Origin of the sequence: Acetobacter sp. A11-2, from assembly GCF_040208445.1 — a bacterium.
GTDB classification, from domain to species: Bacteria; Pseudomonadota; Alphaproteobacteria; order Acetobacterales; family Acetobacteraceae; genus Acetobacter; species Acetobacter oryzoeni.
In genome coordinates this window covers 1,059,015-1,072,504 of sequence record NZ_CP157843.1, presented here as the reverse complement: position 1 = coordinate 1,072,504, position 13,490 = coordinate 1,059,015, and the positions used below count along the sequence as shown (strand labels likewise).

13 protein-coding genes and 1 tRNA gene are annotated in these 13,490 nt (G+C 53.5%); 5 read left to right on the top strand and 9 right to left on the bottom strand.

Translation table 11 applies throughout. From position 1 onward, the window contains the following. Nucleotides 1-34: 34 nt before the first annotated feature. From ABNV41_RS05165 to ABNV41_RS05150, 4 genes are all read right to left on the bottom strand, one after another. On the bottom strand, nucleotides 35-2,728 hold the full coding sequence (locus ABNV41_RS05165) for a valine--tRNA ligase (protein ID WP_050820400.1): 2,694 nt from the start codon (nucleotides 2,726-2,728) through the stop codon (nucleotides 35-37). Nucleotides 2,729-2,869: 141 nt separating this feature from the next. Next, the gene (locus ABNV41_RS05160) at nucleotides 2,870-3,511 is read right to left on the bottom strand and encodes a DUF2497 domain-containing protein (protein WP_050819765.1); all 642 of its coding nucleotides are present in this window, start codon (nucleotides 3,509-3,511) and stop codon (nucleotides 2,870-2,872) included. 36 nt (nucleotides 3,512-3,547) lie between these two features. Further along, a complete protein-coding gene (locus tag ABNV41_RS05155; RefSeq protein ID WP_050819766.1) occupies nucleotides 3,548-4,987 on the bottom strand; it encodes a TolC family outer membrane protein in 1,440 nt (479 codons plus the stop codon). A 120-nt stretch (nucleotides 4,988-5,107) separates the two neighbouring features. Beyond that, nucleotides 5,108-5,785, bottom strand: coding sequence for a protein-L-isoaspartate O-methyltransferase (locus ABNV41_RS05150; RefSeq protein WP_050820401.1), 678 nt, complete (start codon nucleotides 5,783-5,785; stop codon nucleotides 5,108-5,110). Between the two features lie 192 nt (nucleotides 5,786-5,977). On the opposite strand from ABNV41_RS05150, the gene ABNV41_RS05145 reads away from it, so the two are divergent. The 3 genes from ABNV41_RS05145 to ABNV41_RS05135 all read left to right on the top strand — a co-directional run bounded on the left by ABNV41_RS05145 (nucleotide 5,978) and on the right by ABNV41_RS05135 (nucleotide 7,116). Continuing rightward, nucleotides 5,978-6,051 (top strand) — tRNA-Cys (locus ABNV41_RS05145). 441 nt (nucleotides 6,052-6,492) lie between these two features. After that, on the top strand, nucleotides 6,493-6,753 hold the full coding sequence (locus ABNV41_RS05140; RefSeq protein ID WP_003624276.1) for a hypothetical protein: 261 nt from the start codon (nucleotides 6,493-6,495) through the stop codon (nucleotides 6,751-6,753). A gap of 105 nt (nucleotides 6,754-6,858) precedes the next feature. Next, nucleotides 6,859-7,116 (top strand): hypothetical protein, encoded by a 258-nt coding sequence (locus ABNV41_RS05135; protein ID WP_230844503.1) that lies wholly within the window; start codon nucleotides 6,859-6,861, stop codon nucleotides 7,114-7,116. Between the two features lie 69 nt (nucleotides 7,117-7,185). On the opposite strand, the gene ABNV41_RS05130 is transcribed toward ABNV41_RS05135, so the two are convergent. Further along, nucleotides 7,186-8,025 carry an SDR family oxidoreductase gene (locus ABNV41_RS05130; protein WP_196332639.1) on the bottom strand — a complete coding sequence of 280 codons (840 nt, stop codon included), beginning with the start codon at nucleotides 8,023-8,025 and terminating at the stop codon, nucleotides 7,186-7,188. 31 nt (nucleotides 8,026-8,056) lie between these two features. Between ABNV41_RS05130 and ABNV41_RS05125 the strand changes: the two genes are divergently transcribed. After that, nucleotides 8,057-9,205 carry a hypothetical protein gene (locus ABNV41_RS05125; protein WP_050820402.1) on the top strand — a complete coding sequence of 383 codons (1,149 nt, stop codon included), beginning with the start codon at nucleotides 8,057-8,059 and terminating at the stop codon, nucleotides 9,203-9,205. A 24-nt stretch (nucleotides 9,206-9,229) separates the two neighbouring features. Here the strand turns inward: ABNV41_RS05125 and thiL are convergent, their stop codons facing one another. From thiL to nrdR, 3 genes are all read right to left on the bottom strand, one after another. After that, on the bottom strand, nucleotides 9,230-10,219 hold the full coding sequence (thiL, locus tag ABNV41_RS05120; RefSeq protein WP_050819769.1) for a thiamine-phosphate kinase: 990 nt from the start codon (nucleotides 10,217-10,219) through the stop codon (nucleotides 9,230-9,232). Beyond that, nucleotides 10,188-10,712, bottom strand: a complete 525-nt coding sequence (nusB, locus tag ABNV41_RS05115) for a transcription antitermination factor NusB (RefSeq protein ID WP_003624286.1) — start codon at nucleotides 10,710-10,712, stop codon at nucleotides 10,188-10,190. The genes thiL and nusB overlap by 32 nt, the downstream gene beginning before the upstream one ends. Before the next feature lie 65 nt (nucleotides 10,713-10,777). Further along, a complete protein-coding gene (nrdR, locus tag ABNV41_RS05110; RefSeq protein ID WP_050819770.1) occupies nucleotides 10,778-11,254 on the bottom strand; it encodes a transcriptional regulator NrdR in 477 nt (158 codons plus the stop codon). A gap of 138 nt (nucleotides 11,255-11,392) precedes the next feature. Here nrdR and ABNV41_RS05105 point away from each other — a divergent pair, with 138 nt between their 5' ends. Then, a complete protein-coding gene (locus ABNV41_RS05105) occupies nucleotides 11,393-11,911 on the top strand; it encodes a copper chaperone PCu(A)C (RefSeq protein WP_050819771.1) in 519 nt (172 codons plus the stop codon). Between the two features lie 63 nt (nucleotides 11,912-11,974). On the opposite strand, the gene glpK is transcribed toward ABNV41_RS05105, so the two are convergent. Further along, nucleotides 11,975-13,474 carry a glycerol kinase GlpK gene (gene glpK / locus ABNV41_RS05100; RefSeq protein ID WP_050819772.1) on the bottom strand — a complete coding sequence of 500 codons (1,500 nt, stop codon included), beginning with the start codon at nucleotides 13,472-13,474 and terminating at the stop codon, nucleotides 11,975-11,977. Between the last annotated feature and the right edge of the window lie 16 nt (nucleotides 13,475-13,490).

The window sequence follows — 13,490 nt, the reverse complement described above, 5'->3', positions numbered from 1 at the left end:
TTAAGCCTGCAGGCTATATTGGCTCGCGCGGTTGTTACCCGATGCGAGACAGAGCGGCCTTCAGGCGCACACATTCGCCCTGCTGTGCTTCCAGGCGGTCCCGCATTTCCTGCACCACTTCCGGTTTGGCGCGAGTGACAAAGTTTTCATTGCCAAGTTTCTTTTCGGTTTTGGCAACTTCATCTTCCGCCTTGCCTAGTTCCTTTTTCAGGCGAGCACGTTCGGCATCCAGATCAATCAGCCCGGCCAGCGGGATAATAAGGGTTGCCTCATCCACCACAGCCTGTGCGGAACCATGCGGAATATCACCCTGCAATGGCGCAATTTCCGAAACACGGGCCATACGGCCAATGGCTTCCTGCCAACGCTGTGCGTGTTCCAAGGTTTGCGGCAAGGCGTCTTTCAAAAAGACTGGGGCTTTCTGTGCTGGCGGCACGTTCATTTCTGCGCGCACCGTGCGGATTTCCGTAATCAGGCGGATAATCTGATCGCACTCTGCCTGAGCGGCTTCTGCACCGGCAGGCACGACAGGTTCCGGCCAGCTAGCAGAAATGAGGCTACCTTCTTCCCCATATCCAAAGGAATGCCACAGCGTATCCGTTACAAACGGAATAACGGGCTGTAACAGACGCAGGATAACGCCCAGAACATAAGCCGCTACAGCGCGAATTTCGGCTGCTTCGGCTTCATCCGTGGAATTAAAGACGGGCTTTGCAAACTCCAGGAACCAGTCACAAAAGCGGTTCCAGACAAAGCGGTAGCAGCTGAGCGCATATTCATCAAAACGGTAGGAATCCAGCGCCCGCGTTGCTTCCGTAATGGCAGCAGCAGCTTCCGCAATAATCCAGCGGCCCAGCGGAGATTTCACGGTTGCCGGATCAAACCCTTCTACAGGTTTAACGCCGTTCATTTCGCAGAAGCGTGCGGCATTCCAGAGCTTGGTGATAAATGCGCGGTAGTCTTCTACCCGCTTGCGGCCCAGTTTAACGTCTCGCCCAATGCCGGTAAGCGCGCAAATGGTAAAGCGCATGGCATCTGCGCCGTACTGCTCAATCAGTTCCAGCGGATCAATGCCGTTGCCTTTGCTCTTGGACATCTTCTGCCCGTGCTCATCGCGCACAAGGCCATGAATGAAGATGTTGCGGAACGGCACATCGTGCATGAAGTGCTGGCCCATCATCATCATCCGGGCAACCCAGAAGAAGATAATGTCAAAGCCTGTTACCAGCACATCAGTGGGGTAATAGCGGGCAAGTTCTGGTGTTTTATCTGGCCAGCCAAGTGTGGAGAACGGCCACAGGGCGGAAGAAAACCACGTATCCAGCACGTCTTCATCACGCCGCAGTTCTACTGCCTTGCCGTAATGGGCATTGGCCTGTGCCTGTGCATCGGCGTCATCATGCGCCACAAACACGTGCTCATCTGGCCCGTACCATGCAGGAATACGGTGGCCCCACCAAAGCTGGCGCGAAATGCACCACGGCTGGATATCACGCATCCATGCAAAGAAGGTATTTTCCCACTGTTTGGGAATAAAGCTGGCACGGCCAGATGTAATGGCTTCTACCGCTGGGCCAGACAGCTTTCCGGCATCACAATACCACTGTGTGGTCAGGCGTGGCTCAATAACCGCGCCACCGCGTTCGGCATGGGGCACCTGATGGCGATGGGGTTCGATTTTTTCCAGCCAGCCATCTTCTTCCAGACGGGCGACAATGGTTTTGCGTGCTTCCTCGCGGGAAAGGCCAGACAGGCTGCGCACAAAAGCCGGGTCAGCCAGGCCTTTAACCGCGCTCAGGTCCTGCTCAATTTCGTCCAGCACAACACGGGCCTGATCGTCCAGAACAGAGAGCATGGGCAGGTTGTGGCGACGGCCGACTTCGAAGTCATTAAAATCGTGCGCGGGGGTAATTTTAACCGCACCCGTGCCTTTTTCCGGGTCCGAATGTTCATCCGCCACAATCGGGATCAGACGGCCAGTAAGCGGCAGGCGAACGGATTTGCCAATCAGGTTTTTATAGCGTTCATCTTCTGGATGAACAGCTACCGCAGTATCGCCCAGCATGGTTTCTGGCCGCGTGGTGGCCACAGTAATTGTTGCATCCCCCGCGCCTTCAACCGGGTAGCGAATATACCACAGGTTACCGGCAACATCCTTGCTTTCCACTTCCAGATCGGAAATGGCGGAGCGGAAAACCGGGTCCCAGTTCACCAACCGGCGGTCACGATAAATCAGCCCTTCGTTGTAAAGGGTTACAAACACTTCCCGCACCGCGCGGGAAAGACCTTCATCCATCGTAAAACGTTCACGCGGCCAATCGAGCGATGCCCCAAGGCGGCGCAGCTGCTTTGTAATGCCGCCGCCGGACTGCTCTTTCCACTCCCACACGCGTTCAATAAACGCATCGCGGCCCATTTCCTGGCGGGTTTTACCTTCGGTGGCCAAGGTACGTTCCACCACCATCTGGGTGGCAATGCCTGCGTGGTCTGTGCCGGGCTGCCACAGGGTGTCAAACCCCTGCATGCGCTTCCAGCGGATAAGTGTGTCCTGCAATGTCATGGTCAGGGCATGGCCCATGTGCAGGGTGCCGGTAACATTCGGCGGTGGAATCATAATGGTGAACGGCTTTTTGCCGCTGTTGGGCTGTGCAGAAAATGCCTTTCTGCTTTCCCATAATTCGTACAGGCGTGTTTCTATTTGGGCCGGCTCAAAAGACTTGTTCAGCATATGTATTCCACCACACAACGTAAAAAAGGCGGCAGGCATGTACTGCCTCCGCCTTTGCAGAGCAATCATCCGGTTTTATGCAGCGCACCCGTTACTGAAATGTGTGCATTTACCCAGTAACGGTGTGTCTGATTTCCGGTATTACAGACCGCGCTGCGTCAGACGTTCCACTTCCTTACGGACAGCAGCCTGCACGATGCCTGCAAGATGTGCATCCAGCCACTTTTTAAGGAATACGCGCACTTCCTGGCGCACGATATCTTCAACAGTCAGAGACCCTTCATGTGAAATAGCCACTTTTCTCTCCTCATGCTCTCTTAGATACTTATCCTGCAGGGTTTTCTGCAGAACAGCGAATGAATTTGATGTATCTGACATGGTTTCGTCATTCAGGGGGATAGGGAGAGGACCAGACATATCGTGTTCTGCCTTTTCAGTTAGCGGGATCTGTCTCAGATCGGTTACGGATAGAATACCGTCATCATGAGCGATAGGTGATGACTGCACAAGAGCCGCGTCTTCTCCCATATTGACTGGATGATGAGCCGAATTGTCGGGCTGGCTGGAGTGATGATCCGGCTCTGCTTCCTGCACAAGCCCTTCCATCATGGAAGGTGAAAGAACCAGCATATCGTCGTCTTCATCACCCTCAGCGGAGTCTGTGTCCGAAGAAGGGGGAGCCATGGCTGCCAGATGTTCATCATGCAGGGTCTGTCGGATAGAAGACAGCACATCTGCTACTGATTTACCTGTACCTTCAGATGAATCCTGTGACGATGCCATACAATAACCCCTGCCCTTACCCTTGCTGTTCAGCTTTTAGCGCCCTGGTTGGCTGACCGCATAATCGTTCAGCCCCCAAAGACGATCTTTTACAGCGTTATAGTATGCCTTGTCATCATAAAGAGGAACATTCAGCTTGAGATCGACCGCCGTTAGGCGGCCAATGGCGGCTGCAACGTTGTACGAAGTCAGCACCATGTTGCTCAGGCTTTGCACAAGGGCAACTTGTGCCTGCAGCAGAGTTTGCTGTTGCTGTAAGACTTCTAGCGTGGTGCTGGTGCCCACAATAGCCTGCCGTTCTACCCCATCCAACGCCACGGTGCCTGCCTGAATGGCTGCGCGGTTACTGTTGATGGCAGCTTGGTAAGCAACGAGCTTCTGCCAGTTTGAAACAGCATCCTGGGCAGCAGTTCTACGCTGAACATCAACTTCGCGGTGAGCTGCCTGCGCTTGTTGCTTAGCCTGCCTTACGGCCGCGTATTCCGAACCGCCCTGATAAACAGGAATATTGAAGTTGATCATGGCGTATTTGTTTTCATCAATCTGGTTATTCAGGCTTTGGTTAACCTGCCTGGAATAAGCCACAGTGGCGGAAACTTTGGGCATGATTGCCGACATTGCAACAGATACCGCATCTTTTTGGGAAGATTCGGCAAACAGTGCATTGATAACATCAGGATTGTTTTTAACCGCCATGGCGGCGGCCATCTGTTCATTTTTAACTGGCAATACCAGAGGTTGCGGCGGCATCAAATTAGGCGGCGGCGCCATGCCCACAATTTGCATATATGTGGCCTGCGCAGTTTGGAGTGTGCCTTCAGACTGCTGACGGGTGGCCTTGGCTGTTGCATAAGCAGATTCAGCCTGCGCAACGTCTGTACGCGTAATTTCCCCTACCCGGAAGCGTTCATTCGTTGCGCGAAGCTGTTGCTGAAGCACGCGTTCGTTGTTGATGTTCAACTGTAAAAGCTGCTCATCCTCAATAACCGCCACATATGCATTAACAACTTGCTTGAACACTTGCTGTTCAGTGGAAATCAGATGCGCACGGGCCGCCATAACCTTGTTGACGGCCTGATGTGTCGAGGAGGTGGTTTTGCCGCCTGTATACAAGGGCTGGTTGACAGTTACGCCTGCTGTGTAGCCTGGGGTATTATACTTACGAATATAGCCAGTGGCGGGTTGATCTGCCTCCCCCTGATAATCGTTTACACCATTATAGTATGTCAGGCCTACTGTTCCACTGACAGTGGGGCGCCAGCCAGCCAAAGCGGTTGGCACCTGTTCATCTGTCGCACGTAAGGTGGCGCGGGCTTCCTGAAGGGTCGGGTTTGTCAGATAGGCCGCGGCAAGCGCTTCCTGCAGCGTGTGTGGCACAAAGGTTGGCGAACCACTGCCATCGTATTTCTGTCCCCATGCAGTGGAACTGCATAGCAAAACAGCCATACCTACCCCTGCTCCGCAAATACGCCGCATCTGATACTCCTGATTCAGTTACCGTATTGCCGCTTAAGGCACTGCTCATGCCACGATACTGAACCTATTTCTACAAATTTGTAATCAGCTGCGGCAGAATATCTTTCTAAAAGTTTATTTCTAGAATTCAAAAGTAATGGGCGCGGCAAGATCTGGCAGTAAGGGAAGCTGTGTTTCAAAAAGGTTAGTGACAATAAAACTGGATGCACTTTCTGGCTCTCTCATGGCAACAAAGGCTTTTGCCAATTTGTTGGAAGATGCCATTACGCCAGCCATGGTGCCGGATGCAGCAAGTTGCGCGGCGCAAAAAGCGGGAAAATGCAGAATGGCGCCATCAAAATAAATAACATCATAAGGAGCATTGCCTGCCGCGCCTTCGCTGAGGGGGGCAATGACCCATGAAACATTTAAAGCTTCTTGTTGGCAAAAATGTTGCCCTTGTTCGGCAAGATGTATGTTGGATTCAAGGGCTGTAACATGGGCGCCGAGCGTAGCAAAAAGTGCTGCCGTGTAGCCGGTGGCGGCCCCCACAACAAGAACCCGCGCCTTTTCTAACGGCAGAACGGCCTGAATGAGGCGCGCGGTAAGTAGCGGCTGAGGCAGCACGCGCCCTTGGCCCAGAGGGAGTGTGATATCTGCATAAGCTACAGATTGCTGATCGGGCATAACGCAACATTCACGCGGCAATTCCCGCATGGCCGATAATAATGAGAGGTTTGTAATTTCTGAGGGACGAAGTTGATCGTCCACCATAAGGTTGCGTGCGGTTTCCATATCTTTATCTTTTGGATACGGCATTGGGTAGGAATTCTGCTGTATTGCGGCTTGAAATGTCACGTTTTCCCATCCCTTGCGGTTAAGGTTTATGCCCTTTGCGGTTCCTGCCAGATCAAGGGCAAAACATTTTGTGACACACTGATTTAAAATTCGCACAACACAACGGCTTGACCAATCCGCCAGAACAGGAGATAAGGCACCCCATCACCCGATGGTCTGGTGGCAGAATGGTGATGCAGCGGACTGCAAATCCGCGAATGTGGGTTCGATTCCCGCCCAGACCTCCATCTGCCTACGAATCTAAAAGACAATGCTTGATATTTTCCGCAGAAAGCCGCGGTTGTCAGCTCTTGTTCGTATGCTAAAGCCCCAAAAATAAGCCTGAAAAACTGACCGATTCGGAACGTTTCTATCTGCGTGTGAATCCGAGGAGAGATCGGTTATGACGCTTGAAGTGCTGTACAGGCGCGTAAAAAGCAGTTTTTATTCGGCAACTCTATCGCCTTCATACGGCGGAGGGCGCAGGTTCAACCTCTGTCGCTCCCACCATAATACTTGCAGAGTTCACAAAAGCTGTCCTGTTGCGGGCACATTGGGCGCAATGTACGTTCAGAACCCCTTGGGTAGTCTGCATATTTTGGGTGGTCTGGGGTGCAGGTAGAAGCGTTGCCTCTTGTGGCTGCTGCGTTCACATTCCCGCTGTCATAATTTTGCAAAGGAATACTCTCGTGAGTAATGACACAACAGCACAGAATGGCGTTCTGCGTTCCGTTAAGGTGCAGAAGGACGGAAGCACCAAGGCAAAGCTGTGCTTTACAAAGCAGGATCAGAATATTGAATTTTCTGTAACGGTCACCCTGCCCCCAACGCCGGGCGCAAGTGCTGATGCTGCGTTTGTTGATACCGCCAACCTGCTGGGCCTGACCAAGGTTGCCATTCAGAAGGTGGCAAAAGATCAGAACATCACGCTTCCAAATTTTGCGGAATAAAAGATACTGCGGGCAGCGAATCTGTAAAAGGTGCTGCTGCCCACATATCTTGGGCTCCGGTTTGCCATGCCGGGTATAAACATTTCGCAAGAAAGGGCTTGGCTTGTGCAGAAAAAATTTGCCGATGTTTTTCTGGAAAAAGTAGAACAGATAAACGCTGGGCGATCAATTTATGCCAGCGCAGGTGCGTTTTTATGTGTCTGCTTTATGCTGGGTTTGGCCAACCTGATCTGCCATTTCGGCCTGCATATTGATCTGGCTTATCTGGTGCGAGATCTTATTTTTATCATGGCATTTTATTTTTTCCTGCCCCCTCTCATTCTATGGGTCGGAAAAGGCAGATTACCGGGTGGTGATAGCTAAGGTTTTTTGCCCCCATCAAGCTTGTGCTTTACTTTTTTTAAGCAGCACAAGCTCTCAGGCAAAAACTTATTATCGCTCTTTCTGGCCGACAATCAGGCTGCGTAAGATACGTTCACGCAGGCATTGCGGCAGCAGTCGCTCAAGAACCCGCAGCACCCTAAATGGCCACGGAAAGATATAAACTTTCTTTTGTTTGGTAATGGCCCGGATAATGCGGCGCGCAGCACTTTTGGCCGAAACCAGAAATGGGCGCGGCCCTTCCAGCCTGCGGCTCATGGGGGTGTCTATAAAGCCTGGCACAATCAGCGTTAGGCCCACCCCTTTATCTTCCCACGCCAGACCTGCCGCGCGTGCAAAGAAATCCAACCCACATTTGGAACTGCTATAGGCCGGAGAGCACGGAAGCTCGTAAAACCCAGCAACGGAGCCAATAAGGGCAATGTGCCCGCCCCCATTGGGGATCATATTCTGGGCAGCAGCCGTGGCCAAGGCTACAGGTGTGGCATAATTCACCTGCGCAAGTTTTAATACTTTTTGCGGGTCTTCTGTCATGCTGCCTAACGGCTGTATGTCAGATAGCCCAGCCCCCAGAATAACCAGATCAGGCTTATGGTCCGCATAATCGGCTTCAAACGCCGCCAGAGCGGCTTCACCGTCACACAGATCAATCTGGCGGGTAAAAACCGCAGAGCCGCGCGCGCAGCACGTTGTGGCAATTTCTGTCAGGCGTTCGGGGTTTCTACCCCATAATATCAGGGTCCGGCCCGGCCGTGCGTAGCGTTTGGCCAGTTCCATTCCAATTCCGCCGGTGGCCCCAGTTAGCAGAACAGAGCGTGCGGTGTGTTTTCCGTTCGCAACAACTTTCACACTTTTCCCTTTCCCAATGCTGCGTAATAAGGCATCACCCACTGGCTTTTGGCTTTCACACAACGGAGTGGCAATGTCTTCCCCCACTCAGATTACGGTTACACCTGTTTCGGGTTCACGCCAGCTTTCTCTCTTTATAAAACTTCCACGCCTTCTTTACGATGGCTTGCCGAGTTATGTGCCCTCTTTAGATATGGAGCAGCGGGATATTTTTTCACCCACGCATGCACCATTTTTTGAGCACGGCTTTGCTTGTTATTTTCTGGCGTGGCGGAATGGAAAGCCCATTGGGCGTATATCTGCCCAGATAGATGCCTTGGCTCTTAAGCAGCCCGGCCCGCGCACGGGCTTTTTTGGTGCGCTGGATACGCTGGAGCCGGAATGTGTGGCCCCATTGCTTGAAGCCGCCACACAATGGCTGAAGCTGCGCAAAGTTGAGCGCATACGAGGCCCGTGGACACTGAATAGCAATGGTGAATCCGGGATTATGGTGGAGGGGCAGGATGAGCCCCCCATGATAGGCATACCGTGGCACCCCAAAACTCTTGGCCCCGCGGTTGAGGCTGCCGGGTTTAAGCGTGCTGTGGACTTGCTGTCCTACCGGATGGAAACCAGCCCTTCTGCCGAGCGTGCAAACCAGATACCTGCCAATATCCGGCAGCGTCTGGGGGCTATTACCATGCGCGGCCTGCGTAAGGACAAGGTGAATGAAGACGCCGAAATCCTGCGCGAGATCTATAATGATGCGTGGTCTGATACATGGGGGAACATTCCCCTTACACAGGATGAGGTGAAAAGCCTGCTTAAGGCGCTTAAGCCCATCTTGCGGCCAGAGCAGTATGTACTGGCTGAAGTGGCAGGAGAACCCGCAGCCATTGCGCTGGTTATTCCCAACATGTTTGATATCAGTGGTGATCTGGGTGGCGCACCCTCTCCGCTTGGGTGGCTCAAGCTGGCTTCACGCGTGGTCAGCCATGATTTCCGGTCTGCTCGTGTGGTGTTGCTTGGTGTACGCAAAAAGTATCTTGGCACCGCCCTGCGCGCCATGCTGCCAGCCCTGATTATTGATGAGTTGATGAAGCGTGGCCACGTGCTGCCTTACCGCAGCATTGAGCTTGGTTGGGTTCTGGAAACGCATGAAGGACTGCGCAAGCTGATTGAGCGCATTTCTCCCACGCCTTACAAACGGCACCGGATGTACGAAAAACTTTTGACGGAATAAACCGCGCTCTGGCGGGTGGAACACCTAAAGGTGGCTCCACCCGTGGGAACGGAATTGCAGGTTTTTGCCTGCGCTATCCAGAACCGTTACGCCTGTAGATCCCTGCGTAAATTCCCCTATGCGGGTGACTTGTACGGGGCCGCAAACAGTATCTAACGTGCCGTTGCTCAGCAGCGTGGCTTCGTGTTGAGCAGGAACGGCAAATAAGATCTCATAATCATCGCCGCCAGTCAGGCACGTTTCCAGCCATTTTGGGCCGGTTTGGCGGGCTGCGTCTGATAGAGGCACTGCATCTGCGTGGATGGTCACATGCAGCGTGTTTTCCCGCGCCAAATGCCCTGCATCTTGTAGCAGGCCGTCTGAAATATCCATGGCAGCAGAGGCAAGGCCGTATAAAGGCAAACCAATACGGGGCTGCGGCAGGCGGTAACGCTGTGCCAGATACCCGGATGGATCAGCTATTTCACCTTGAAGGGCGCGTAAGCCCAACGCACCATCGCCAATGGTGCCGGTAACCCACAAACCATCGCTAGCCTGTGCGCCTTGTCGGCGGATAGCCTGCCCCGGCAACACAGAGCCAAGAATGGTTAGGGATAACACCAGCGGGCCACGGGTAGAGGTTGTATCTCCCCCCAATAACTGGAGCCCGAATTGCTCCTGATCCGCTTTCAGCCCCTTACAGAACTGCGCTACCCACTGTTCGGTAATATGGGGCGGCCGCGCAAACGTGAGCAGCCAACCTTCTGGGCGACTGCCCATGGCTGCCAGATCAGACAGATTGCAGCGTAACAGCTTGCGGCCAATGGTTTCTGGTGGATCATCTGGCAGAAAATGAACATTTTCCACCATGCCATCCGCTGCAATCACCAACTCCCGCCCTTCTGGCGGCGTGAAAACAGCGGCATCATCCCTCAACTCAAGGGCAGCAGCACCAGCCAGAGCAGAAAAATGCTGCCGGATAAACGCAAATTCCTGCGGCAGATCAGTCTGGCTGCTGGGTTTGTTCTGTATCATGGTTCCGTTCAGCCGCCAGACGTTTGAAGAGCGTATCCAGAACGCCGTTCACAAGGCGCGGTTCGTCACCAGAGAAGAACGCATGGGCTACGTCCATGTATTCATTGATCAGCACAGGAGCAGGTGCATCACCTTCTGTGGCTTCTGCAGCAGCAGCCAGAAGCAATGCGCGCAATACCGGGTCTAGCCGTGCAATGGGCCATGTTTCTGGAAGTGTTTTTTCAACTTCCTGCGTAACCTGCGTGCGCATGGAGGTGACCAGCCGCACAATATGGCTGAAAAGCTGTGTATCGGCCTCTGGAATGCAGCCATCTTCATAGCTTGCGCCATCCAGCGTTGTGCCAAACCGATGGACCAGAAACTGCTCAATAACGTTTTCTGGGCGGTCTCCATTCTGGTCAATCTGGAACAGGGCCTGCACAGCGGCAACGCGTGCTGCCGTACGGGGGCGTTGTGCCCCTTTCAAACGGGGTTCATCCTGTAATTCTGTCATCCATCCCTCCTGCCCGGCTAGTCAGTTGCAAAGCCGGGTTTCATGACGTTTTTCTGTTCTAAGGTCTAGTCTTTTCCGGGGGCTGGGGCGCCACCTATTTCCATAAGGTTCAGAATTTCCGAAAAATCCTTGGCTTCCGTAAAATCGCGGTACACGCTTGCAAACCGCACATATCCAACGCCATCCACTTCCTTAAGGGCATCCATTGCCAGTTCCCCTATGCGGGTGGATGTCACCTCGGTTTCCCCATTCCCTTCAAGCTGGCGCACAATGCCAGTTACAATCTGCTCAATCTGTTCTTCCGAAACAGGGCGTTTGCGCAGGGCAATGCGGATGGAGCGTGCAATTTTTTCCCGGTCAAAGGGCGCGCGCCGGCCATCGTTTTTCACCACAACCAGTTCACGCAGTTGCACGCGTTCTACTGTGGTAAAACGCTGCCCGCAGGACAGGCATGCACGCCGCCGCCGAATGGCCAGTCCTTCCTCATTGGGGCGACTGTCCTTGACCTGACTATCTGGGTTCCCGCAAAAAGGGCAACGCATGGTGGTATCAACCTTCCCTCAGGCGCATTTTTGGCTGGCGTTTTCTGTTGTTAAAAGAGCGCGTATGTAAAGGCACCACTTATTTCTTTTGGGCCGTTTCGTCCATACCATGTGGCGGTCCATCTGGATGGAGAAATTATGAAACGCAGCCATTTTGCTGTTCTATTCTGTGCAGCTCTTTCTTGTTTAGCCTATGCCGCACCACAGGTTTGGGCCGATAATCAGCCTCCCCTGCCCGTTTTGCCCGATCAGGCAGATGCGCAAAAAGATATTAGCATATTTAACACATCACTGCATCTGGCACCGGAAGGAGAGCCGGCAACGGTGTATTTCTCTTTGTCCAATTCCAGTGAAACAGCACATCTGCTTACGGGTGTAAGCTCTCCTGTTTGTCAGAAACTGGTTGGGCACCATGCTGACCAGGAAAGCACAGGTGGCACTCGGGTGCTGTTTACCCACCTTGCCCTACCCGGCAATTCTACACTGGTGTTTCCGCCGGGCGGTTACCACCTGCTCTGCTTTGGCCTTTCCAATAACGTGCATGCCAATCAGAACGTGCAGTTTACATTCACATTTATGGGCGGGTCTTCAAAAACTGTTTCTATCCCTGTGCAGGATGCAGGCACAGACGCAGAAAGTGACCACAAGCCAGACTGATCACGTTTAATTCAGTAAAACGCCATTCTGGCAGGAAAGAACTTCCTGCCAGAAATTGTGGTTTCAGCCGCCCGTATAGGTGCTGAGGGTGCGCTTAACAGCCTGATGCCACCCGGCAATCATGGTGCGGCGCTGTTCATTTTCCATTTTGGGTTCAAACAGAGCGCCCCGTGCCCATTCAGATGCCACGGTCTGCTCACTATCCCACACACCTGTTGCAATGCCTGCCAGAAAGCCTGCGCCCAGAGCGGTGGTTTCCACATTGCGTGGGCGTTCCACCTTGGCCTGCAGCATGTCTGCAAGAAACTGGCAATACCAGTCATTGGCAGACATGCCGCCATCTACGCGAATGCTATCTGTGGTGCCACCGCCATCCTGCATCATGGCGGTTACCAGATCGAGCGTCTGATACGCCACGGATTCCAGAGCTGCGCGGGCAATATGCGCGGCACTTGAATCCAGCGTGAGGCCGCAGATAAGCCCGCGTGCGTCCGGGTCCCAATGCGGGGCGCCAAGGCCTACAAAGCCCGGTACCATATAAACGCCGTGGCTGTCTGGCACGCGCGTGGCCATATCATCGGTTTGAGAGGCATGGGTAATCAAATGCAGCCCATCACGCAGCCATTTGATAGCTGCACCGGCCACAAAGATGGAGCCTTCCAGCGCATAGGTGGTTTTGCCATTAATGCGGTAGGCAATGGTGGTGAGCATGCGGTTGCGTGATGTTACGGGTTTATCCCCCGTATTCAGCAGCAAAAAGCAGCCCGTTCCATAAGTGGCCTTGGCCATGCCGGGTGTGAAACACGCCTGCCCCACCACAGCGGCCTGCTGATCCCCTGCAATGCCAGCAATAGGAATAGGCCGACCGAACAGTTCCGGCACGGTTTCACCATAAATGCAGCTGCTATCCTTCACTTCTGGCAGAAGTGCCGCAGGTACGCGGAAAAGACGCAGAAGGTCTTCATCCCACTGTTGGCGGTGGATATCAAACAGCATGGTGCGAGATGCGTTGGTTACATCCGTTGCGTGCACCTTGCCGCCAGTCAGACGCCACAGAATGAAGGAATCAATGGTGCCAAACGCCAGTTCACCCTTTTCTGCACGCTCGCGGGCCTGAGGCACGTTATCCAGCAGCCAGGCCAACTTGGTGGCAGAAAAATACGGGTCAATCAAAAGGCCGGTGCGTTCACGCACCAGTGTTTCTGCACCTTCATCCCGCAGCTTTTGGCACACATTGGCCGTACGCCGGTCCTGCCAGACAATGGCGCGATGGATAGGCTTGCCGGTAGCGCGTTCCCACACCACAATGGTTTCGCGCTGGTTGGTAATGCCAATGCCTGCCACCCGGTCTGCCGCGCCAGATTTTTCCAGCGCTGCGCGCGCGGTGCTTACAACATCTTTCCAGATATCTTCGGGGCAGTGCTCCACCCAACCAGCCTTGGGGTAATGCTGTGCAAACTCCTCTCTGGCGGCGGCGAGTTCCTGCGCATCACGATCAAAGACAATGCTGCGTGTTGATGTCGTTCCCTGATCAATAGCCAGGACACAGTCTTGCTTGCTCATTAAGGAGTATCCTTCT

Bases quoted from the DNA above. Each gene is read 5' to 3' on its own strand.
- ABNV41_RS05165 (WP_050820400.1), bottom strand. From the start codon at position 2,728: ATGCTGAACAAGTCTTTTGAGCCGGCCCAAATAGAAACACGCCTGTAC.
- ABNV41_RS05160 (WP_050819765.1), bottom strand. From the start codon at position 3,511: ATGGCATCGTCACAGGATTCATCTGAAGGTACAGGTAAATCAGTAGCA.
- ABNV41_RS05155 (WP_050819766.1), bottom strand. From the start codon at position 4,987: ATGCGGCGTATTTGCGGAGCAGGGGTAGGTATGGCTGTTTTGCTATGC.
- ABNV41_RS05150 (WP_050820401.1), bottom strand. From the start codon at position 5,785: ATGCCGTATCCAAAAGATAAAGATATGGAAACCGCACGCAACCTTATG.
- ABNV41_RS05125 (WP_050820402.1), top strand. From the start codon at position 8,057: ATGTCTTCCCCCACTCAGATTACGGTTACACCTGTTTCGGGTTCACGC.
- thiL (WP_050819769.1), bottom strand. From the start codon at position 10,219: ATGATACAGAACAAACCCAGCAGCCAGACTGATCTGCCGCAGGAATTT.
- nusB (WP_003624286.1), bottom strand. From the start codon at position 10,712: ATGACAGAATTACAGGATGAACCCCGTTTGAAAGGGGCACAACGCCCC.
- nrdR (WP_050819770.1), bottom strand. From the start codon at position 11,254: ATGCGTTGCCCTTTTTGCGGGAACCCAGATAGTCAGGTCAAGGACAGT.
- ABNV41_RS05105 (WP_050819771.1), top strand. From the start codon at position 11,393: ATGAAACGCAGCCATTTTGCTGTTCTATTCTGTGCAGCTCTTTCTTGT.
- glpK (WP_050819772.1), bottom strand. From the start codon at position 13,474: ATGAGCAAGCAAGACTGTGTCCTGGCTATTGATCAGGGAACGACATCA.